17 protein-coding genes and 1 pseudogene are annotated in these 21,843 nt (G+C 69.1%); 7 read left to right on the top strand and 11 right to left on the bottom strand.

Annotated elements, in window-relative coordinates:
* Nucleotides 1-5: 5 nt before the first annotated feature.
* From V6M57_RS11395 to V6M57_RS11365, 7 genes are all read right to left on the bottom strand, one after another.
* Nucleotides 6-758: an ABC transporter ATP-binding protein gene (locus V6M57_RS11395; RefSeq protein WP_332815111.1), complete on the bottom strand. Its 753-nt coding sequence runs from the start codon at nt 756-758 to the stop codon at nt 6-8.
* Nucleotides 758-2,527 (bottom strand): branched-chain amino acid ABC transporter ATP-binding protein/permease, encoded by a 1,770-nt coding sequence (locus V6M57_RS11390; RefSeq protein WP_332815122.1) that lies wholly within the window; start codon nt 2,525-2,527, stop codon nt 758-760. The genes V6M57_RS11395 and V6M57_RS11390 overlap by 1 nt, the downstream gene beginning before the upstream one ends.
* A gap of 56 nt (nt 2,528-2,583) precedes the next feature.
* Nucleotides 2,584-3,621 carry a branched-chain amino acid ABC transporter permease gene (locus tag V6M57_RS11385; protein WP_332815110.1) on the bottom strand — a complete coding sequence of 346 codons (1,038 nt, stop codon included), beginning with the start codon at nt 3,619-3,621 and terminating at the stop codon, nt 2,584-2,586.
* A gap of 198 nt (nt 3,622-3,819) precedes the next feature.
* Nucleotides 3,820-4,950 (bottom strand): ABC transporter substrate-binding protein, encoded by a 1,131-nt coding sequence (locus V6M57_RS11380; protein WP_332815109.1) that lies wholly within the window; start codon nt 4,948-4,950, stop codon nt 3,820-3,822.
* A 34-nt stretch (nt 4,951-4,984) separates the two neighbouring features.
* Nucleotides 4,985-5,749 (bottom strand): SDR family NAD(P)-dependent oxidoreductase, encoded by a 765-nt coding sequence (locus V6M57_RS11375; RefSeq protein ID WP_332815108.1) that lies wholly within the window; start codon nt 5,747-5,749, stop codon nt 4,985-4,987.
* A 13-nt stretch (nt 5,750-5,762) separates the two neighbouring features.
* A complete protein-coding gene (locus tag V6M57_RS11370) occupies nt 5,763-7,658 on the bottom strand; it encodes a feruloyl-CoA synthase (protein WP_332815107.1) in 1,896 nt (631 codons plus the stop codon).
* A gap of 4 nt (nt 7,659-7,662) precedes the next feature.
* Nucleotides 7,663-8,436, bottom strand: a complete 774-nt coding sequence (locus V6M57_RS11365; protein ID WP_332815106.1) for a crotonase/enoyl-CoA hydratase family protein — start codon at nt 8,434-8,436, stop codon at nt 7,663-7,665.
* 92 nt (nt 8,437-8,528) lie between these two features.
* Between V6M57_RS11365 and V6M57_RS11360 the strand changes: the two genes are divergently transcribed.
* Nucleotides 8,529-9,392: an amidohydrolase family protein gene (locus V6M57_RS11360; RefSeq protein WP_332815105.1), complete on the top strand. Its 864-nt coding sequence runs from the start codon at nt 8,529-8,531 to the stop codon at nt 9,390-9,392.
* Nucleotides 9,393-9,399: 7 nt separating this feature from the next.
* Here V6M57_RS11360 and V6M57_RS11355 read toward each other — a convergent pair whose 3' ends face one another.
* A complete protein-coding gene (locus V6M57_RS11355; protein WP_332815104.1) occupies nt 9,400-10,746 on the bottom strand; it encodes a ferredoxin reductase family protein in 1,347 nt (448 codons plus the stop codon).
* 378 nt (nt 10,747-11,124) lie between these two features.
* On the opposite strand from V6M57_RS11355, the gene V6M57_RS11350 reads away from it, so the two are divergent.
* From V6M57_RS11350 to V6M57_RS11330, 5 genes and pseudogenes are all read left to right on the top strand, one after another.
* Nucleotides 11,125-13,047 carry a PrkA family serine protein kinase gene (locus tag V6M57_RS11350; protein ID WP_332815103.1) on the top strand — a complete coding sequence of 641 codons (1,923 nt, stop codon included), beginning with the start codon at nt 11,125-11,127 and terminating at the stop codon, nt 13,045-13,047.
* A gap of 137 nt (nt 13,048-13,184) precedes the next feature.
* The gene (locus V6M57_RS11345; RefSeq protein ID WP_332815102.1) at nt 13,185-14,492 is read left to right on the top strand and encodes a YeaH/YhbH family protein; all 1,308 of its coding nucleotides are present in this window, start codon (nt 13,185-13,187) and stop codon (nt 14,490-14,492) included.
* Nucleotides 14,489-16,024, top strand: a complete 1,536-nt coding sequence (locus V6M57_RS11340; protein ID WP_332815101.1) for a SpoVR family protein — start codon at nt 14,489-14,491, stop codon at nt 16,022-16,024. The genes V6M57_RS11345 and V6M57_RS11340 overlap by 4 nt, the downstream gene beginning before the upstream one ends.
* 44 nt (nt 16,025-16,068) lie before the next feature.
* Nucleotides 16,069-16,659: pseudogene (locus tag V6M57_RS18530) on the top strand (PAS domain-containing protein); the annotation flags it as partial.
* A gap of 305 nt (nt 16,660-16,964) precedes the next feature.
* Nucleotides 16,965-17,192 carry a HAMP domain-containing sensor histidine kinase gene (locus V6M57_RS11330; protein ID WP_332815099.1) on the top strand — a complete coding sequence of 76 codons (228 nt, stop codon included), beginning with the start codon at nt 16,965-16,967 and terminating at the stop codon, nt 17,190-17,192.
* 91 nt (nt 17,193-17,283) lie between these two features.
* Here the strand turns inward: V6M57_RS11330 and V6M57_RS11325 are convergent, their stop codons facing one another.
* Nucleotides 17,284-17,577: a GYD domain-containing protein gene (locus V6M57_RS11325; RefSeq protein ID WP_332815098.1), complete on the bottom strand. Its 294-nt coding sequence runs from the start codon at nt 17,575-17,577 to the stop codon at nt 17,284-17,286.
* A 103-nt stretch (nt 17,578-17,680) separates the two neighbouring features.
* Here V6M57_RS11325 and V6M57_RS11320 point away from each other — a divergent pair, with 103 nt between their 5' ends.
* Entirely contained in the window at nt 17,681-18,898 is a 1,218-nt protein-coding gene (locus V6M57_RS11320; protein WP_332815097.1) for a CaiB/BaiF CoA transferase family protein, read from the top strand.
* A gap of 16 nt (nt 18,899-18,914) precedes the next feature.
* On the opposite strand, the gene V6M57_RS11315 is transcribed toward V6M57_RS11320, so the two are convergent.
* Complete coding sequence (locus tag V6M57_RS11315) at nt 18,915-19,895, bottom strand: Vgb family protein (protein ID WP_332815096.1); 981 nt, start codon at nt 19,893-19,895, stop codon at nt 18,915-18,917.
* A 197-nt stretch (nt 19,896-20,092) separates the two neighbouring features.
* Nucleotides 20,093-21,436: an NADP-specific glutamate dehydrogenase gene (gene gdhA / locus V6M57_RS11310; protein ID WP_332815095.1), complete on the bottom strand. Its 1,344-nt coding sequence runs from the start codon at nt 21,434-21,436 to the stop codon at nt 20,093-20,095.
* Nucleotides 21,437-21,843 lie beyond the last annotated feature (407 nt).

Raw genomic sequence — 21,843 nt, 5'->3', positions numbered from 1 at the left:
CGGGCTCAGGCCGGGGTGGCGGCCGCCGCCGCGTTGCTGCGGCCGGCCCCGAGGTAGGTCTCGATCACGCGCGGGTCGCCGGCGAGTTCGCGTGCGGCGCCCTGCAGCCGGATCTCGCCGGTTTCCAGCACGTAGCCGTAGTCGGCCACTTCCAGCGCGGCCCGCGCGTTCTGCTCCACCAGCAGGATGGAGACGCCCTGCTCGCGCAGCCGCTCGATGATGCGGAAGATCTCCTTGACGATCAGCGGCGCCAGCCCGAGGCTGGGTTCGTCCAGCATCAGCAGCTTGGGGCGCGACATCAGCGCGCGGCCGACCGCCAGCATCTGGCGCTCGCCGCCCGAGAGCGTGCCGGCCAGCTGCGCGCGCCGCTCCTTCAGGCGCGGGAACAGCTCGTAGACGCGCTCCAGTTCGCCTTTCCAGTTCGGCACCCGCAGCTTCATCGAGCGGTAGCCGCCCAGCACCAGGTTGTCTTCCACCGCCATGGTGCCGAACAGCTCGCGCTTTTCCGGCACCAGCGCCAGGCCCCGCATCACGCGCTCTTCCAGCGTGGCGTCGGCGATGTCCTGGCCGTCGAAGCGCAGGGTACCGCGGCAGGGCAGCATGCCCATCAGGGCGTTCAGCGTGGTGGACTTGCCGGCGCCGTTGGGGCCGATGACCGTCACCACCTGCCCCGGCGCCAGTTCGAAATCGAGCCCGGCCAGCACCTCGGCCCGGCCGTAGCCGGCGTGCAGGCCGGCCACTTGCAGCAGCTCGGCCATCAGTGTTCCGTCCCCAGGTAGGCGGCGCGCACGGCGGGGCTGGCCTGCACTTCGGCGGGCGTGCCTTCCATCAGCCGGGTGCCGAATTCCATGACCACGATGCGGTCGGTCAGGCCCATGACGAAGTCCATGTCGTGCTCCACCAGCAGCAGGCTCATGCCTTCGCCCTTGAGCTGGCGCAGCACGCCGGCCAGCGCCTGCTTTTCCTTGTGGCGCAGGCCGGCGGCGGGCTCGTCCAGCAGCAGCAGCGCCGGGTCGCTGCACAGCGCGCGGGCGATCTCCAGCAGCCGTTGCGGGCCCAACGCCAGGTTGCCGGCCAGCTCGTGCATGCGCTCGGCCATGCCGATGCGCGCCAGCTGCCGCTCGGCTTCGGCGAACAGGCGGCGCTCCTCGGCGCGATCGAGCCGCAGCATGGCGCGCAGGGTGCCGGCGCTGCCGCGCAGGTAGCCGCCCAGCGCGACGTTCTCCAGCACGGTCATGTCCGGAATCATCTTCACGTGCTGGAAGGTGCGCGAGATGCCGCGCCGCGCGATCTGGCGCGAGGGCAGGCCGGTGATGTCCTCGCCGCGGTACTGCACCCGGCCGGACGTGGTGGACAGCACGCCGGTGATCAGGTTGAAGGTGGTGGACTTGCCGGCGCCGTTCGGGCCGATCAGGCCGACGATCTCGCCGGCGTGCACCTCGAAGCTGACGTCGTTGACGGCAACCAGGCCGCCGAACTCCTTGCGCACGGCTTCGACCTGCAGCAGCGACTGCCCGGGCGTGGGCTTGTCGCGGGCCGGCAGCGGGGCGGCGCCGTCCCAGTCGCGCACCCGGTCCACCCGCGGCAGCCAGCGGGCGACGAAGCTCCACAGGCCGTTCGGCGCGTACTTCAGGACCACGACCAGCACGATGCCGAACACGATGGTCTCGAAGTTGCCGGTGGTGCCGATCAGCTCGGGCAGCAGCACCTGCAACCGGTCCTCGACGATCTTGACCACGCCGGCGCCGATGAAGGCACCCCAGACATGGCCGACGCCGCCCAGCACCGCCATGAACAGGTACTCGATGCCCTTGCCGATCGAGAACGGACTGGGGCTCACCGAGCGCTGGAAGTAGGCGAACAGCCAGCCGGAAATCGCCGCCAGCACGGCGGCGATGACGAACACCGTGAGCTTGGCGCGGAAGGTGGAAATGCCCATGGCCTCGGCCATGGTCGAGCCGCCGTTCAGCGCGCGGATGGCGCGGCCCGGGCGCGAATCGAGCAGGTGCCGGGCGCCCAGCGCCGCCACCAGCGCGATCGACCAGATCAGCACGTGCAGGCCGCGGCCGGACCCCAGCTGCCAGCCGAACACGGTGAGCTCTGGAATGCCCAGGATGCCGTCGTACTTGCCCAGCCACTCCATGTTGGCCATGGTGTAGTTCAGGGCCAGGCCCCAGGCGATGGTGGCCAGCGGCAGGTAGTGGCCCGACATGCGCAGGGTGATGGCGCCCAGCACCAGTGCGGCGGCAATGGCCAGGGCAATGCCCACCGCCAGCGCCAGCCAGGGGGAGGCCGACAGCTTCACCGCCAGGAAGGCGGCCGAGTACGCGCCCACGCCGACGAACGCGGCCTGGCCGAAGGAGATCAGGCCGGCCACGCCGGTCAGCAGCACCAGGCCCAGCGCCACCAGCGAGTACATGCCGATGTAGTTGCTCTGGGTGATCCAGAAGTCGGGCACCGGCAGCGCCGGCAGCACCAGCATCAGCACGGCGAAGGCGGGGAACGCAAGGCGCCTCACGATGGCCATGGCATTGCCTTTGCCGGCGCGCGCCGGCGCGAGGACCGTGTCTTGTCCGGTGGACATCAGTGTTCCTCTGAGTGCGGATCGCGCAGTGACCGCCACAGCAGCACCGGCAGGATGGAGGAGAACACGATCACCTCCTTGAAGGCGCTGGCCCAGAACGAGCCGAAGCTCTCCAGCAGGCCGACGAGCAGCGCCCCGACCATCGCCAGCGGGTAGCTGGAAAGCCCCGCGAAGACGGCGGCCACGAAGCCCTTGAGGCCGATGATGAAGCCGCTGTCGAAGAAGATCGTCGTGGTCGGCCCGATCAGCAGGCCGGACAGGGCGCCTATGAACGCGGCCATGGTGAAGGCCAGCCGGCCGGCCGAGTTGGACGAGATGCCCATCAGCCGGGCGCCGACCCGGTTGACGGCGGTGGCGCGCAGCGCCTTGCCGGACAGCGTGCGCTCGAAGTACAGCCACAGCATCACGATCAGCGCCAGCGTGGCCAGGAAGATGATCAGCGCCTGGCCGGTGAGCGCGAGCGCTCCGGCCGAAAAGCGCGCATCCCAGAAGCTGGGGTTGCGGAAGCCCTCGGCCCCGAAGAAGAACAGGCCCAGCCCCACCAGCGCGAAGTGGACGCCAACCGAGACGATCAGCAGGACCAGCACGCTGGCGTCGGCCAGGCGCTCGTAGGCCAGCCGGTAGATCAGGTTGCCGAAGGGCGTGACCAGGGCCAGCGCGATCAGGGCCTGCACCACCAGCGGAAAGCCCCTGGGCGCGGCCCAGATGGCCAGGAGCGACACGAGCACCGGCACGGCCAGCGTGCGCGCCAGTTGCCGGGCCACGCGGATGGGGGGCTGCCGGTGGCGCAGGCCTTCGTAGACGTCGGCGATGGCGGCGGCGCCGGCCAGCACCAGCAGGAACCACACGGTGCCCGGGACCTTGCCGGTCTGCATGATGGCCAGCGTGAGGGCGCCGAAGGCGACGAACTCGCCCTGCGGGATGAAGATGACGCGCGTCACGGCGAACAGCAGCACCGTGGCCAGCGCGAGCAGCGCGTACACGGCGCCGTTGGTCAGGCCGTCGATGGCGAGGATGCCGGCGATGGAGAGGTCCATGGGTTCTTCAGGAAACCGTCATTCCCGCGGAATTCGGGCCCCCGCGAGCGGGGGGCGGGATCTACGTGCGCAAGTGGGTTGGCGGAGTCTTTTCGTGGATCCTGGCGCCCGCCGGGGTTGACGAGTCGGGGTCGTTCCTGGATCCCGGCTTTCGCCGGGATGACATCGCGCGCCCGGCTGGCGCCGGGCACTGCAATGTCACTTCTCCACCACGAACTTGCCGCCCACCACCTTCAGCATCACCCCCGTCTCGTTGGTGTAGCCCCAGTGGTCGTCCTTGGTCCAGTTCATCACGCCGTGGGCGAAGATGGTGCGGCCCATGGTCTCCAGCGAGTCGCGCAGCGCGGCACGGAACTCGGGGGTGCCGGGCTTGGCCTTCTTCAGCGCCACCGGCACCACCTTCTTCATCACGATCTCGAAGTCGTACGAGTGGCCGGCGAACTGGTTGGGCGGGCCGAAGGCCTTCTCGTAGTTGCTGTAGAAGTCCATGGCCGCCTTCTTGGAGGGGTGCGAATCGGGCAGCTGTTCGCCGACCACGGCCGGGCCGGACACCACGAAGGTGTTCTCGACCTTGGCGCCGCCGATGCGCATCAGGTCGGCCGTGGCGGCCGCGTGGGTCTGGTAGATCTTGCCCTTGTAGCCACGGTCGACCAGGCCCATCTGCGGCATCGCCGCGCCCGAGCCGGAAGCCACCACCACGATCGCATCGGGATTGGCCGAGGTCAGCTTCAGCGCCTGCGGGGTGACGCTGGTGTCGCTGCGGGCGAAGCGCTCGACGGCGACGATCTTCATGCCGTTCTTCGCCGCTTCGGGCTCCAGCGCCTTGATCCACAGTTCGCCGTAGGCGTCGGTGTAGCCGAGGAAGCCGATGGTCTTGATGCCTTGCTTCTTCATGTGCTCGACCATCGCGTGCGCCATGACGTTGTTGCTTTGCGGCAGGCGGAACAGCCACTGGTCCTGTCCGGGCGGCGTGCCCACCGGCGAGCCGGCGATCTGCACCGTCTTGGCTTCCGCGGCCACCGGCGCCATCGCGCCGGCCACCGGCGTGAGGCAGGAGCCCAGGATCACGTCGACCTTGTCCTCCGTCACCAGGCGACGGGTGTTGCTGACGCCCTTGCCCGGATCGGACGCGTCGTCCAGGACGATCAGGTTGATCTTCTCGCCGGCGATCTCCTTGGGAAACAGCTGCAGCTGCTTCTGCATCGGGATGCCCAGGCCGGAGCCGGGGCCGGTGAGCGACAGCACCACGCCGACGTTGATGTCGGCCAGCGCGGCGGTCGACGCGGCCACCATGGCGGCGGCGGCGATCAGGGTGCGGGCAAGTTTCATGGATGTCTCCTGGGTCAGTGGGAAAGAGGCCGGTTCAGCGCGGCGCCATGCGCAGCGCGCCATCGAGCCGGATCACCTCGCCGTTGAGGTGCGTGTTGGTGACGATATGGCAGGCGAGCTGCGCGAACTCTTCGGGTTTGCCCAGCCTGGGCGGGAACGGGATGGACGCCGCCAGCGACTGCTGCACGGCTTCGGGCAGCTGGCGCATCAGAGGGGTCGAGAACAGGCCGGGCGCGATGGTGCAGACGCGGATGCCGTATTGCGCCAGGTCGCGCGCCATCGGCAGCGTCATGCCCACCAGCCCGCCCTTGGACGCGCTGTAGGCCTGCTGGCCGACCTGGCCGTCGAAGGCGGCGACCGAGGCGGTGAACAGCATCACGCCGCGCTCGCCGTCGTCCAGCGCCGGCAGCTTCGCGCACTCGGCCGCGAACAGGCGGCTGGCGTTGTAGCTGCCGACCAGGTTGACGTTGATCACGCGGGCGAAATCGTCCAGCGGGGCCGGGCTGCCGTCCTTCTGCACCACCCGCTTCGCGGTGCCGATGCCGGCGATGTTCATCAGGATGCGGGCCGGGCCGTGCGCCGCCGAGGCCGTGGCCAGCGCCGCCTGCAGGCTGTCGGTGCGGGTGATGTCGCAGGTCGCGGCGATGCCGCCGATCTCGCCGGCGACCTTCTGCGCCTGCTCGAGGTTGACGTCCAGCACGGCCACCCGGGCGCCCAGGCGCGCCAACTCGCGCGCCGTGGCTTCGCCGAGGCCGGATGCGCCCCCGGTGACCAGCGCGGCTTGTCCTTCGATCTTCATGGGGCGGCTCTCCTCATGCGCGGGGCTTGAGGGTAAAGGGCAGGGCGTCGTCGTGGAAGGCCTGGATCAGCGCGTCGCGGTGCTTGAGCACGGCGCGCTGGTTGATCGAGCCCTTGTCGGTGACCTCGCCCTTGTCGATGGAGGGCGGCTCGTGCATCAGGTGCAGGCGCGCGACCCGGTTGGCGCTGCCGGTGGCCGAAGCTGCCAGCTGGTCCAGCACTTGCTGGAAGTGCGCCTGCACCGGCGCGCTTTCCAGCACGTCCTTCAGCGGCGCGTCGGCCGGCAGGCCGGCCAGCTGGCGCACCGCCGGGGTGGCCAGCAGCAACGCGCCGACTTCGCGGCGGTTCAGGCCCGTGATCACCGCATCCTGCACGTAGGGCGCGCCCGCCGCGATGATCTTGGCGCGCAGCGGCCCCACGCTGACGAAGGTGCCGGTGGCCAGCTTGAAGTCCTCGGCGATGCGGCCGTCGAACTTCAGGCCCTTGTGGCGGTCCTGCTCGTCGATCCACTGCACGGCGTCGCCGGTGCGGAAGAACCCTTCCTCGTCGAAGTTCTCCGCCGTTTCCTGCGGCGCGCGCCAGTAGCCGGGCGTGACGTTGGGGCCGCGGTAGCGCACCTCCACCTTGCCTTCGGTGGGGACCAGCTTGAGTTCCATGCCCGGCGTGGGCAGGCCCAGGTAGCCGGACCTGACGTCGGGGCTGGTGATGAAGATGGCGAAGGGCGACGACTCGGTCATGCCCAGGCCGGTGCCCATCACGATGCGCTCGCCGATCTCGGCTTCCTGCACCTCGTGCAGCAGGTCCCAGACCGGCTGCCCCAGCGCGGCGCCGGCGTAGAAGAACATCCGCACGCGCGACAGCAGGTTGCGGCGCAGGTCGGCGTCCGTCTTCATGGCCTGCGCGATCGCCTCGAAGCCGGTGGGCACGTTGAAGTACACCGTGGGCGCGATCTCGCGCAGGTTGCGCAGCGTCTCGCCGATCAGCGCGGGCGTGGGCTTGCCGTCGTCGATGTACAGGGTGCCGCCGTTGTAGAGCGTCAGCCCGACGTTGTGGTTGCCCCCGAAGGTGTGGTTCCAGGGCAGCCAGTCCACCAGCACTGGCGGCTCCTCGGCCAGCACCGGCATCGACTGGCGCATCTGCTGCTGGTTGGCGCACCACATGCCGTGGGTGTTGATCACCGCCTTGGGCAGCTTGGTCGAACCCGAGGTGAACAGGAATTTGGTGATCGTGCCGGGGCCGGTGGCCGCGCGGGCGGCGTCGACGGCCGGGGTCGCTTCGGTGGCGAGCAGCGCGCCCAGCGGCGTGACGGTGCGGCCGGGCAGCTGGTCCTGCCCGGGGACGGCCGGGAACAGCTCGCCCAGCACCACTTCCACCGCTTCGGGGACCGTCGCCGCGATCGCCCTCGCATAGCGCGCGTCCGTCGCGTACACCAGGCCGGGCGTGAGCGTCTGCAGCACGTGGCGCAGCTTGTCGTAGTCCTGGCTGATGGTGGAGTAGGCCGACGACACCGGCGAATAGGGAATGCCGGCATACAGGCAGCCGAGCGCGAGGGTCGCGTGCTCCAGGCCGTTCTCGCACAGGATGGCGACCGGCCGCTCGGCATCCAGGCCGCGGTCGAGCAGCGCCTGGCCGACGCGGCGGGCGCTGTCCAGCGCCTGGGCGTAGCTGATGCGGATCCAGTCGCCGGTGCTGCCATCGGCCAGGCGGCGGCGCCGCGCGATGAAGGTGCGGTCGGGATCGGTCTGCGCCCAGTGCAGCAGCCGGTCGGTCATGCGCTCTGCGCAGGGCTGCAGGTCCTGGTCGGCGCGCAGGTACTGCACGCCGTTCGCGCCTTCGCGCAGCCGGGCGCGCGTGACGCCGAACTCCAGCGGGCGGTAGCGCGGCGCGGAACGGGTGGTCGTGGCATCCATGGCCCTAGCCCTTGCCGACCTTACCCGCCCGGCCTTCGAGGAAGGCGCGCACGCGCTCCTTGGCTTCCGGCGCGCTCTGGGCGATGGCCGCCATCAGCGCCTCGGTCAGGTAGCCCTGGTCGGCCGGCTGCTCGGCGATGCGCGGCAGTGCGTGCATCAGCGCGTAGTTGGTCAGCGGGGCGTTCTGCGCGATGCGCCCAGCCAGCTCCAGCGCCTTGTCCAGCGCCTGGCCCTGCGGCACCCGGTACTGGGCGAAACCGGCGCGCTCGCCTTCCTGTGCGTCGTAGACGCGGCCGGTGAGCATCATGTCGGTCATGCGCGCCACGCCGATCAGGCGCGGGATGCGCACCGAGCCGCCGCCGCCCACGAAGATGCCGCGCGAGCCCTCGGGCAGCGCGTAGAAGGCGGTCTCGTCGGCCACGCGCACGTGGCAGGCCGCGGCCAGCTCCAGGCCGCCGCCGACCACCGCGCCATGCAGGGCGGCGACCACCGGCACCGGGCCGAACTGCACCTGCTCCAGCGCCGCGTGCCACATGCGCGAGTGCAGCAGGCCGGCGCCGGCGTCGCGCTCCTGCAGCTCCGACAGGTCGAGGCCGGCGCAGAAGTGCTCGCCGTCGCCGTGGATGACGGCGGCGCGGGTGCCCTCGGGCAGGTTCTGGAACGCGTCGCGGATCGCGAGCACGAGGCCGTCGCTGAGCGCGTTGCGCTTGCCGGCGCGGTTGAGGCGCAGCACGGCGATGGCGCCGCGCTGCTCGATCTGGAGGTCCTGGGAGGTCATGGCGTGGGGGCGTGAAGCGCGCATTATTGGTTATGGACAATAATCAAAACAAGACCCAGAATCCGGGTGAAAACCCTTAGGACTTGCGCACCATGGACCACGCCAACCTCATCGCGATCGACGTGCACACGCACGCCGAAGTCAGCTGCTGGAACCCGTTCGACAACTACGGCGAGGAGTACGACCGCGCCGCCGACAAGTACTTCCGCTCGAACCGGCGCCCGACGATCGCCGAAACGATCGCCTACTACCGCGAGCGCAAGATCGGGCTGGTGATGTTCACGGTGGACAGCGAGTCCCAGCTCGGCCGCCGGCGCATCCCGAACGAGGAGATCGCCCAGGCGGCGCGCGAGAACGCCGAAATGATGGTGTGCTTCGCCAGCATCGATCCGCACAAGGGAAAGATGGGCGCGCGCGAGGCCGAGCGCCTGATCCGGGAGGAAGGGGTGAAGGGCTTCAAGTTCCACCCCACGGTGCAGGGCTACCACCCGTACGACCGCATGGCCTGGCCGATCTACGAGGTGATCGCCGCGCACAAGCTGCCGGCCATCTTCCACACCGGACACAGCGGCATCGGTTCGGGCATGCGCTGCGGTGGCGGGCTGCGGCTGGAGTACAGCAACCCGATGCACCTAGACGACGTCGCCATCGACTTCCCCGACATGCAGATCGTGATGGCCCACCCCAGCTTCCCGTGGCAGGACGAGGCGCTCTCGGTCGCCACCCACAAGCCCAACGTCTGGATCGACCTGTCGGGCTGGAGCCCGAAGTACTTTCCGAAGCAGCTCGTGCAGTACGCCAACACGCTGCTGAAGGACCGCGTGCTGTTCGGCAGCGACTACCCGCTGATCACGCCCGACCGCTGGATGAAGGACTTCGAGGAAGCCGGGTTCAAGCCGGAGGTGATGCCCGGCATCCTGAAGGGCAACGCGGTCCGGCTGCTCGGGCTGGCCTGACGCGCCGCTACCGGAACTCGAACAGTTCCTGGTGGAAGTCGCGCGCCGGCAGCCCGTGGGCGCGGAAGTCGCGGCGCAGGGCATCGCCGAAGCCGGCAGGCCCGCAGAACCAGACGCTGGCCGAGCGCCAGTCCGGCACCGCCGCCCGGATCTGCTCGGCGCTGAGGTGGCCGTCGCGCGGGCTCACCAGCACGTGCAGGTTGACGTTGGCGGCCTTCGCGTCGGCGGTCAGCTTGTCGATCGCGGCCTGCTCGTAGTCGCGGGTGGGATGGAACAGGTCGATGGCCTGCCGCGCCGGCGCCGGCGCCTGCGCCAGCTGCTTCATGCGCGCAATGAACGGGGTGATGCCGATGCCCGCGCCGACCCAGACCTGGCGCGGCTTGTCGTCGTCGAAGTCGAAGCGCCCGTACGGGCCCTCCACCGTCACCCGGTCGCCCACCGCCACCGTCTCGTGCAGGTGCGCGGTGTGGTCGCCCAGTTCCTTGACGATGAAGACATGCCGGCGCTCCTGCGGGTGCCAGGATGACGCGATGGTGTAGGGGTGCGGGCCTTCGCGCGGATCACCGGTGACGAAGGCGAACTGGCCGGCCCTGTGGCCCGGCCAGCCCGGATCCAGCAGCACGGCTCCCTCCAGCACGCGCAGGGCCGGATAGTAGGTGAGCGACTGCACGACGCCGCCCACGCGCCGGTCGGCGCCGATGCGGCCGGCCAGCGACAGCACGGCGGCGACCAGACCCGTGGCTAGCAGCAGCGCCACCGCCCAGCCCACCGGCTGCGCCCAGTAAGCGGGCTTGAGCAGCACCACGCTGTGCCATGCCAGCACGCCATAGGCGATGGCGAGCAGCGCGTGCGTCTTGCGGAACCACCGGTAGGGCACCTTCTTCACCAGCGCCACCCCGATCAGGATGGCCGCCACGTAGAACGCCCACTCGCCCAGGCCTTCGGCGACGCCGCGCTGGCCGGCGAGCCACTGCGCCAGGTCGCCGGCGCCGCTGCCTCCGGCGGGGGCGCCGCGCCGGGCCGGCCGCTCCAGCCAGCCCCAGCCCACCATCCACTTGGTACCCTGCGCCCACCACCAGTGCAGCACGGACAGCCCCAGCGCGGCAATGCCCAGCCACTTGTGCAGCCGGTACATCTTGTCCAGCCCGTACAGGCGCTGCTCCAGCCAGCTCGGCCGCAATGCCAGCAGCATGGCGACGCTCATCGTCCCGATGGCGAGGACGCCGGTGTACTGGACGAACACCGAGCGGAAGGAAAACCAGGTGAAGGGCTGCGGCAGCAGGGTGTCGGCCAGCAGCCAGAGCCCGGTGAGTGCCAGCAGGACGAACCCGAAGGCGACTTGGATGTTCTTCATGGGGGGTCGGCGCGCGTGCCGCTGCCGGTGCAGGGCCGCACGTGAGCCGACTCTAGGGCCCGCCTGCCGGTCCGTGGTTGACGGCGATCAGTGATCGCGCCGCGCATGCGCGCTTGCCGCTGCCGCAAAACGCAGCGATGCGCAAGCGACTTTACGCGCGCAGCGCACCCTGTTGCGCACCCCTCACGCAAGTGTGGACAGGGCATTCCCCGAGAAACTTTCGGGGCGTAGATTTTCTCTACGGTTCACCTACAGTGAAGTCCGGTGTCCACCTACAGGGTGTGTGTACCTCAACAAGGGTTCCGCGCTAAAGTGGCTGCCGACACCGGATGCAGTCAGGGGCTGGCGCAGAGAGCGAAACCGAAGGAGGTTCTCCCAATGGATGTGGTTCGCAATTTCCTGGCACGCTACGAGCAGACGCGCGAGGAAGAAATGTCGCTCGAGGACTACCTCGAGGCGTGCAGGAAGGACAAGCTGGTCTACGCCACCGCCGCCGAGCGCATGCTGGCGGCGATCGGCGAGCCCGAGGTCATAGACACCCGCCACGATCCGCGCCTGTCGCGCATCTTCGGCAACAAGATGATCCGCATCTACCCGGCCTTCAAGGACTTCTACGGGCTGGAGGAGCCGATCGAGCAGGTGGTGGCGTGCTTCCGCCACGCGGCGCAGGGCCTGGAGGAGAAAAAGCAGATCCTGTACCTGCTGGGCCCGGTCGGCGGCGGCAAGTCGTCCATTGCCGAGCGGCTCAAGCAGCTGATGGAGCAGGTGCCCTTCTACGCGATCAAGGGTTCGCCGGTGAACGAGTCGCCGCTGGGCCTGTTCAACAACGAGGAGGACGCACCCATCCTGGAGCAGCAGTACGGCATCGCTCGGCGCTACACCCAGCGCATCATGTCGCCCTGGGCGGTCAAGCGGCTGGAAGAGTTCGGCGGCGACATCCGCAAGTTCCGCGTGGTCAAGCGCTACCCCTCGGTGCTCAAGCAGATCGCCATCGCCAAGACCGAGCCGGGCGACGAGAACAACCAGGACATCTCCTCGCTGGTCGGCAAGATCGACATCCGCAAGCTGGAAACCTACGCTCAGGACGACCCCGACGCCTACAGCTATTCCGGCGGCCTGTGCCTGGCCAACCAGGGGCTGCTGGAGTTCGTCGAGATGTTCAAGGCCCCCATCAAGGTGCTGCACCCGCTGCTGACCGCCACGCAGGAAGGCAACTTCAAGGGCACCGAGGGCTTTGGCGCGATCCCGTTCGACGGCATCGTCATGGCCCACTCCAACGAGAGCGAGTGGAAGGCGTTCAAGAACAACAGGAACAACGAGGCCTTCCTGGACCGCATCTACATCGTCAAGGTGCCGTACTGCCTGCGCGTCACCGAGGAGATGAAGATCTACGAGAAGCTGCTGCGCAACTCCTCGCTCAAGGAGGCGGTGTGCGCCCCGGGCACGCTGAAGATGATGGCGCAGTTCTCGGTGCTCACGCGCCTGAAGGAACCGGAGAACTCCAGCATCTTCTCCAAGATGCTGATCTACGACGGCGAGAACCTCAAGGACACCGACCCCAAGGCCAAGAGCTACCAGGAGTACCGCGACTACGCGGGCGTCGACGAGGGCATGACGGGCATCTCCACCCGCTTCGCCTTCAAGATCCTGTCCAAGGTGTTCAACTTCGACAGCAACGAGATCGCGGCCAACCCGGTGCACCTGATGTACGTGCTGGAGCAGCAGATCGAGCGCGAGCAGTTCCCGCCCGAGGTCGAGCAGAAGTACCTGTCGTACATCAAGGAGCACCTGTCGCAGCGGTATGCCGAGTTCATCGGCAAGGAGATCCAGACCGCCTACCTGGAGTCGTACTCCGAGTACGGCCAGAACATCTTCGACCGCTACGTGACCTATGCGGACTTCTGGATCCAGGACCAGGAGTACCGCGACACCGACACCGGCGAGATCTTCGACCGCGGCGCGCTCAACGCCGAGCTCGAGAAGATCGAGAAGCCGGCCGGGCTGTCCAACCCCAAGGACTTCCGCAACGAGATCGTCAACTTCGTGCTGCGCGCGCGTGCCAACAACGCCGGCAAGAACCCGGTGTGGACCAGCTACGAGAAGCTGCGCACGGTGATCGAGAAGAAGATGTTCTCCAACACCGAGGACCTGCTGCCCGTGATCAGCTTCAACGCCAAGGCCAGCGCGGACGAGCAGAAGAAGCACGAGGACTTCGTCAACCGGATGGTCGAGAAGGGCTACACGCACCGGCAGGTGCGGCTGCTGTGCGAGTGGTACCTGAGAGTGCGCAAGAGCTCATGAACCTGGTCCCCCCCGAAGCGCCTTCGGCGCCTCCCCCCAGGGGGCGCCACCAGCGGCCCGGCCAAGCCGGTTCCGCGGTGGCCCCTTGAAGGGGACCGCCGCCGTGGTGCGGTGATGACAAACTGGAACCCCTGTCCGTGGCATCCAACCAGCGACCGGAGCGAGCCGCGCTCCACCAGGTGATCGACCGGCGGCTGTCGGGCAAGAACAAGTCCATCGGCAACCGCGAGCGCTTCCTGCGCCGCTACCGCGAGCAGATCCGCGACGCGGTGCGCAAGGCGGTGGGCGACCGCAGCATCCACAACATCGAGGACGGCGCCGACATCAGCCTGCCGCGCCGCGACGTGAACGAGCCGGTGTTCAGCCACGGGTCCGGCGGCAGCCGCGAGATGGTGCATCCCGGCAACCAGGAGTACGTGCGCGGCGACCGCATCCCGCGCCCGCGCGGCGGGGCGGGTGGGGGCGGCGGCAACGCATCGCCCGACGGCACCGGCGAAGACGACTTCACCTTCCGCATCACGCGGGAGGAGTTCATGAACTACTTCTTCGACGACCTGGCGCTGCCGCGGCTCATCCGCACGCAGCTGCTGGCCGATGCGCCGGAGTGGAAGACCCGCCGGGCCGGCTTCGTCTCGCAGGGCAACCCGACCAGCCTGCACGTGGTGCGCTCCATGCGCGTGGGGTTGGCGCGCCGCATCGCCATGGGCGGGGATGCACGCCGGCAGCTGCGCCGGGCCGAGGAGCACCTGGCGTTGATCGAATCGCGCGCGGATACGCCGCGCGCGGAAATCGACGCGCTCCAGGCCGAGATCGAGGACCTGCGCCAGCGGCTCAAGCGCGTGCCCTTCCTCGATCCGTTCGACCTGCGCTACCGCCACCGCGTGCGCGAGCCGCTGCCCACCAGCAAGGCCGTGATGTTCTGCCTGATGGACGTGTCGGGCTCCATGGACGAGTCGCGCAAGGACCTGGCCAAGCGCTTCTTCATCCTGCTGTACCTGTTCCTGACCCGGCACTACAAGCAGACCGACGTGATCTTCATCCGCCACCACACGCAGGCGGCCGAGGTGACGGAAGACGAGTTCTTCCACGCCACCGAGTCGGGCGGCACGGTGGTTTCGAGCGCACTGACCCTGATGAACGACATCATCCGCGAGCGCTACATGGGCAGCGAGTGGAACATCTACGGCGCCCAGGCGTCGGACGGCGACAACTGGCAGCAGGATTCGTCCAAGTGCCGCGAGCTGCTGGAGGGCAAGCTGCTGCCGCTGTGCCGCTACTTCGCCTACGTGCAGGTCGCCGACGAGGACCAGAACCTGTGGGAGGAGTACACCCGGGTGCTCGAGGGCAACGTCAACTTCGCCATGCAGAAGATCGTCACGCCGGCGCAGATCTTCCCGGTGTTCCGCGACCTGTTCCGCAAGAACCCGGCCGGAGCGACGCCATGATCGCGGTGTTCGATTCGGTGCGCGGCGCCGACCGGCTGCCGCAGGCGTCCGACTGGACCTTCGAGCTGATCGAAGAGTACTTCGACGCGATCCGCCGCACGGCCGAGAGCTTCCGGCTCGACACCTACCCGGTGCAGCTGGAGGTGATCTCGGCCGAGCAGATGCTGGACGCCTACGCCTCGGTCGGCATGCCGGTCAACTACCGCCACTGGTCCTACGGCAAGCAGTTCATCGCCAGCGAGAAGAACTACCGCCGCGGCCACATGGGCCTGGCCTACGAGATCGTCATCAACTCCGATCCCTGCATCGCCTACCTGATGGAGGAGAACACGCTGCCCATGCAGGCGCTGGTGATGGCGCACGCCTGCTTCGGCCACAACTCCTTCTTCAAGGGCAACTACCTGTTCCGGATGTGGACCGACGCCTCGTCCATCATCGACTACCTGGTCTATGCCAAGGGCTACATCGCCGAGTGCGAGGAGCGCCACGGGCTCGATGCCGTCGAGGAGGTGCTGGACGCCTGCCATGCGCTGATGAACTACGGCGTCGACCGCTATCGCCGGCCGCAGAAGATCAGCCTGGTGGAAGAAGAGCAGCGCCGCAAGGAGCGCGAGGCCTACCTGCAGCAGCAGGTCAACGACCTGTGGCGCACGCTGCCGCGCCAGCCCGGCAAGCAGGCCAAGAAGGAGCACCGGCGCTTTCCCGAGGAGCCGCAGGAGAACCTGCTCTACTTCATCGAGAAGAACGCGCCCCTGCTGGAGCCCTGGCAGCGCGAGGTCGTGCGCATCGTGCGCAAGGTGGCGCAGTACTTCTACCCGCAGCGCCAGACCCAGGTGATGAACGAGGGCTGGGCCACGTTCTGGCACTACACGCTGCTCAACACGCTGTACGACCAGGGGCGGCTGGGCGACGGCTTCATGATCGAGTGCCTGTCCTCGCACACCAACGTGGTGTTCCAGCCGCCGGTGACCGACCCGCGCTATTCGGGCATCAACCCCTATGCGCTGGGGTTCGGCATGTTCAGCGACCTCAAGCGCATCTGCATGGAGCCGAGCGACGAGGACCGGGAGTGGTTCCCCGACATCGCCGGCAACGGCGACTGGCTCAGGACGCTGGACTACGCCATGCGCCACTTCAAGGACGAGAGCTTCATCGGCCAGTACCTGTCGCCGCGGCTGATGCGCGAGTTCCGCCTGTTCTCCATCGTCGACGATGCCGCCCAGCGCGAACTGGAGGTTTCGGCCATCCACGACGACATGGGCTACCGGCACGTGCGCGAAGCGCTGTCGAAGCAGTACGACCTGAACTGGCGCGAGCCCAACATCCAGGTCTGGAACGTCAACCTGCGCGGCGACCGCTCACTGACGCTGCGCCACACCCGCCAGAACGACCGCCCGCTCGACAACAGTGCGGAAGAGGTGGTCAAGCACGTCGCCCGGCTGTGGGGTTTCCGGGTGCGGCTGGAGAGCGTGGACAACCACGAGCGGGTGCTGCAGCACTGGGAAGTCACCCCGCAGCAGCACAACCACTAGCCTGGCGTCGCGCCGGATGGGTGCCGGCGCCGGGTGACCTCGCAATGCCCGTTCGGCGATCGATCCAGGAGAGCGAGGAGCGCTTGCGGCTGGCCCTGGAAGTGGCCGATCTCGGCACCTACGACTGGGACCTGCCGGCTGGCCTGATCCGCTGGTCGGGCAAGGTCCGCGAGGTTTTCGGCGTTCCGCAGGACGTGCCGGTCACCGCCGAGAAGCGGGCCGCGCTCATCCACCCCGACGACCGCGAGCACGCGCTGGAGCTCTTTGCGGCGGCTTCGGAGCCGGCCAGCGGAGGCGCGTACCGGGCCGAGTACCGCGTCCTGCCCGCCGACGGCAGCCCCGAGCGCTGGGTGGGTGAACGCGGGCAGGTGCTGTTCGATCGCGCGGGACGCCCGCGGCGCTTCATCGGCGTGGTCGCGGACAACACCGAGCGCAAGCACGCCGAAGTCGAGCGCGAGCGGCTCCTGCGGGAGCTCGAGCAGGCGGTGCGCACGCGCGACGATCTGCTCGCCATCGTCTCCCACGACCTGCGCAGCCCCCTGGGCACGATCAGCCTGGCGGCCGAGCTGCTGGCACGCGAGGCCGATGCCAGCGGCAGCGTGCGCAGCCGCAGGCCGGTGGACACCATCCTGCGCGCCAGCGGCCGGATGAGGCAGCTGATCGGAGATCTGCTGGACATGGCCAACACCCGCGCGGGGCGCCTGGCGGTGCGACGGGAGCCCGGCGACGCGCAGGCTTTGGTGAGCGAGGCGCTGGAGGCGCATGAGCCGCTTGCGAAGGAGAAGGGCATCGGATTGCAGGCGCGGATCGATCTGCACGGCGAGTCCGTCTGCTGCGACCACGGACGGATCCAGCAGGTATTCGCCAATTTGGTCGGCAACGCCCTCAAGTTCTGCGGTGAGGGCGACAGCGTGTGGCTGCTGGCCGCGCGGGAGGCACCATGGTCCGCTACTCGGTCGTCGACAGCGGCCCCGGTATTGCGGCCGAGGCGCTCGCCCACCTGTTCGATCCGTACTGGTCGGCCCGGGAGCATGCCCGGATCGGCTCGGGGCTCGGCCTGTTCATCGCCCAGGGCATCGTCGCGGCGCACGGCGGACGGCTGTGGGTCGAGAGCACGCCGGGCGAGGGCAGTGCGTTCCACTTCACGCTCCCGCTGGCGCCCGGCTGAGCCGCTGTGCGGCAGATGCAGATGCGCCAGCCGCCGCTCGGCCGCAAGCGCGAGCGGCGGGGCGGCCTGGCGGCCCAAGGTGTCGGATGAACTACGGCAGCTTGCCCAGCACGGCCGCCATCTCGTCGCGCGAGAACGCCCGCAGCGACTGCGTGCGCACGTTGCCGGCCGAGCACAGCGCCAGGTTGAAGGCGATGATGGAGGCCTCGTCCTGCGCCTCGCACTGCACCACCAGGTCGCAGGCACCCAGCGTCCAGTGGATCCCGGTCATCTGCACACCGAAGCGGCTGGCCAGTTCCTTCGCCGCGTCGGCGCGCTTGACGGTGTCCTTCACGCTGCGCAGGCCCTGGTCGGTGAACGTGACCAATGCAAAGTACGTTGCCATGGCAGTCTCCTGATTTGGGGGCCTGCAAGGTAGGCGGCCGGCCGGAGGACTTCAAGCTCATCGCATCCGCCTGGCGCCGCGCGGCGGACCTACACTGCGCCGCATGAACCCCATGTCCGTGCCGGCCGAGGGCCCCGCGGCGCAGCCGCTGTCGGGATTGCGCGTGGTCGAATTCACCCACATGGTCATGGGCCCCACCTGCGGCATGGTGCTGGCCGACCTGGGCGCGGAAACCATCAAGGTCGAGCCCCTCGAAGGCGATCGCACCCGCCACCTGCTGGGGTCGGGCGCCGGTTTCTTCCCGATGTTCAACCGCAACAAGAAGAGCCTCTCGCTGGACCTGCGCAGTGCCGAGGGGGCCGGCATCGCGCGGCGGCTGTGCGGCAGCGCCGACGTGGTGGCCGAGAACTTCAAGCCCGGCACCATGGCGCGGTACGGCCTCGACTACGCCAGCCTGGCGCCGGACCACCCGCGCCTGGTCTACGCCAGCCTCAAGGGTTTCCTGCCCGGCCCGTACGAGCACCGCACCGCGCTCGACGAGGTGGTGCAGATGATGGGCGGGCTGGCCTACATGACCGGCCGGCCGGGTGACCCGCTGCGCGCCGGCAGCAGCGTCAACGACATCATGGGCGGGATGTTCGGCGCCATCGGCGTGCTGGCCGCGCTGGTGCAGCGCGGCATCACCGGGCGCGGACAGGAAGTGCAGAGCGCGCTGTTCGAGAACAACGTGCTGCTGGTCGGCCAGCACATGCTGCAGTACGCGATCACCGGCGAGCCGGCTGCGCCCATGCCCAACCGCATCTCGGCCTGGGGCGTGTACGACGTGTTCACCGTCCAGGGCGGCGAGCAGATCTTCCTGGCCGCGGTGAGCGACGGGCAATGGCAGCTGTTCTGCCGGGCGCTCGGATTCGAGGACCTGCTCGCCGATCCGGCGTTCGCCACCAACAATGACCGGGTGCGGGCGCGGGTCCGCTTGCTGCCGCTGCTGCGCGAGCGGCTCGCGCACAGGACGGCAGCCGAACTGGCGGCGATCTTCGAGCGGCAGGGCCTGCCGTTCGCCCCGATCCGCAAGCCCGAGGAACTGTTCGAAGATCCGCACCTCGTCGCCACCGGCGGCCTCGCCGACGTGAAGCTGGCCGACGGGCCGAAGGCGGGCGAGTCGGCCCGGGTCACCCTGCTGCCCATCACGCTCGGCGGCGAGCGGCCCGGCGTGCGGCTCGATCCGCCGCGCCGGGGGGAGCACACCGACGAATTGCTGGGTGGATTGGGGTACGGCCCCGGCGAGATCGCCGCGCTGCGTGCGCGCGGCGTGGTGGGGTGAAGCGGGGCGCGATGGCCTAGGTGCGGATCACCGTGATGTGCTCCGTTCCGCTCTCCGGCAGCCAGACCTCGCCCGGCCGGCCCAGGATCTGGCGGATGCCGGCACCCTCGCGCGGCAGGGCGTAGCGCTCGAAGCGCTCGGCATCGGGATCGAACGAGTACACGGCGTTGCCGCTCCATTCGCTGATCCACACCTGGTCGCGGTCGTCCACGTACACCGCGTAGACGCGCGTGTGGGCGCCCGGCGGCTTCCATGCGCGCCAGGCGCCGGTGCGCGGGTCGTGCATCGACAACTGGCCGCTGTTCCATTCGCTGACCCAGATGCGGCCCCGGCTGTCACTCCAGACGCGGCGCGCGCCCTGGTCCCGGGTGGGCGGCTCGACGATCTGCGACTCGCCGGTGCGCCGATCGATGCGCGCGATGAAGGATCCCGCCAGCGAGCACCACCAGATGTCGCCCGCCGGGGTCGCGCAGATGCCGTAGGGTCCGCGCCCACGCGGGGACGGCATCGCCGTCACCTCGCCGGTGCGGACCGCGACCTTGCCCAGCCAGCCGGACTGCCCCGTGAACCACAGGTCGCCGTCGCCGTCGAACGCGCAGGTGTTGAGGTTGGCGTAGGGGGTGCCGGCCGGCAGCGGGAAGACCTGCACCTGGCGGTCGGGCCAGCCCACGCGGACGATGGCGTTCTGGCCGCCGTCGGTGAGCCAGGCCGCCTTGTCGGGGCCCTGGATCACGCCGTGCGGCGAGGAGCCGCTGCCCAGCGCGACCTGTTCGGTGCGGCCGCTGCGCGGGTCGAACCAGCCCAGGTGACCGCTGGCCTGCGCGCTGAACCACACGCCGCCGTCCGGTGCCGGCGCCACGTCATGGATGCCGGTGCGGCGCGGCGTGGCGAGCTTCCAGCTTTTCAGCCGGCCCGAAGCCGCCCCGGCCGGCAGCACGGCCGCCAGCGGGAGCAGGGCGCCGGCCTGGATCAGCCAGCGACGGGACAGGAACAGCATGGGCGCCTCCGGGGTGTGTTCCGGGGCGCCCATTCTGGCGCGGACGGGCGCCGGATTCCATGCCGTCCCGGCGCAGGCCGCCCCGGCTTCAGGTCATCCGGAAAAGCCCGCGCCTTCTTCGTGTCATCCCGGCGAAAAGCCGGGATCCAGGCCGGAATTGCTGATCGGCTGGCGGCCCGAGGCCGCGAACCAATCCGTCAGATCACGCCCTGGGCCAGCATGGCCTCGGCCACCTTCACGAAGCCGGCGATGTTGGCGCCGTCGACGTAGTTGACGCTGCCGTCCGGTCGGCTGCCGTGCTCCACGCACGCCGCATGGATGCCCTGCATGATGCACAGCAGCCGGTTGTCGACCTCCTCGCGCGGCCAGGACAGGCGCATCGCGTTCTGGCTCATCTCCAGGCCGGAGGTGGCCACGCCGCCGGCGTTGCTGGCCTTGCCGGGTGCGAACAGCACGTTCGCCTGCTCGAACACATGCACCGCTTCCAGCGTGGACGGCATGTTGGCGCCCTCGGCCACGCACAGCACGCCGTTCTTGACCAGCGTGCGGGCGTCGTCGCCGGACAGCTCGTTCTGGGTGGCGCAGGGCAGGGCCACGTCCACCGGCACCGACCAGGGCGACTTGCCCGGGTGGAACTGGGTGCGGGTGCGCTCGGCGTAGTCGCTGACGCGACCGTACAGGTGGTTCTTCACCTCCATCAGCTCGGCCAGCTTGCCCGGCGTGAAGCCGTCCTGGTCGACGATGGTGCCGCTGGAGTCGGACACCGTCACCACCCTGGCGCCCAGCGCCATGGCCTTCTCGACCGCGTACTGGGCCACGTTGCCCGAGCCCGAGACGCTGACGCGCAGGCCCTGGAAGTCCAGGCCGCGCTGCTTGAGCATCTCCGCGGCGAAGTAGACCGTGCCGTAGCCGGTGGCCTCGGGGCGGATCAGCGAGCCGCCGAACGACAGGCCCTTGCCGGTGAAGACGCAGTCGGCCCGGTTGGACAGCTTCTTCATCATGCCGGCCAGGAAGCCGACTTCGCGGCCGCCCACGCCGATGTCGCCGGCCGGCACGTCGGTGTCCGAGCCCACGTGGCGGAACAGCTCGGTCATGAACGCCTGGCAGAAGCGCATGACTTCACCAGGGCTCTTGCCCTTGGGGTCGAAGTCGGAGCCGCCCTTGCCGCCGCCCATGGGCAGGGTGGTCAGCGCGTTCTTGAAGGTCTGCTCGAAGGCCAGGAACTTCAGGATCGACTGGTTCACCGAGGGGTGGAAGCGCAGGCCGCCCTTGTAGGGGCCGATGGCCGAGCTGTGCTGGATGCGGAACGCCCGGTTGACCTGCACGTCGCCATGGTCATCGACCCAGGACACGCGGAACTGGATGATGCGCTCGGGCTCCACCAGCCGGTCGAGCAGGCCGTGCTCGGAATAGCGCGGGTTGCGCTCGATGAACGGCCAGAGGCTTTCGATGACCTCGGTCACCGCCTGCAGGAATTCGGGTTGACCCGGGTTGCGCGTGGCCACCTGGGCCAGGAATTCATGACTGCTCGCGTACTTCATGACGGTTGGTATGGATCGGATGCGGGAAACGCATATTGTCGCTCATCCACGTCGCCGTCCCTGCGCCACGTCAAAGTTGCGCACCGACACGGAAGTTTTACGCGCCGCTGTGGTGCGGAGCATTCCCGGAGGTCACCCCCGGCGGAAGCCGGGCGGAGCCGGGATCCACCTTCCGGGCCCGAGCATCGCGCGGGAGATGGATTGCGGCTCGAAGCAGCTCGAAGCCGCAATGACATGCCAGGCGTCATCCCGCCATGCCATGCCGGCGCGCAACTTGTCATCCCGGCGCAAGCCGGGATCCATCTCCCGACGTCGGTGTGCCACAGCACGTGTTCGGACGACAGGAGATGGATTGCGGCTCGAGGCCGCAATGACATGGCAGGTGCCAGCCCGCCATGCCGACCCGG

It is taken from the genome of Ramlibacter sp. (genome assembly GCF_036676645.1).
Classification (GTDB): Bacteria; Pseudomonadota; Gammaproteobacteria; order Burkholderiales; family Burkholderiaceae_C; genus Ramlibacter.
Note: the sequence above shows the minus strand (reverse complement) of the source record. Positions and strands in the feature narration are given on the sequence as shown.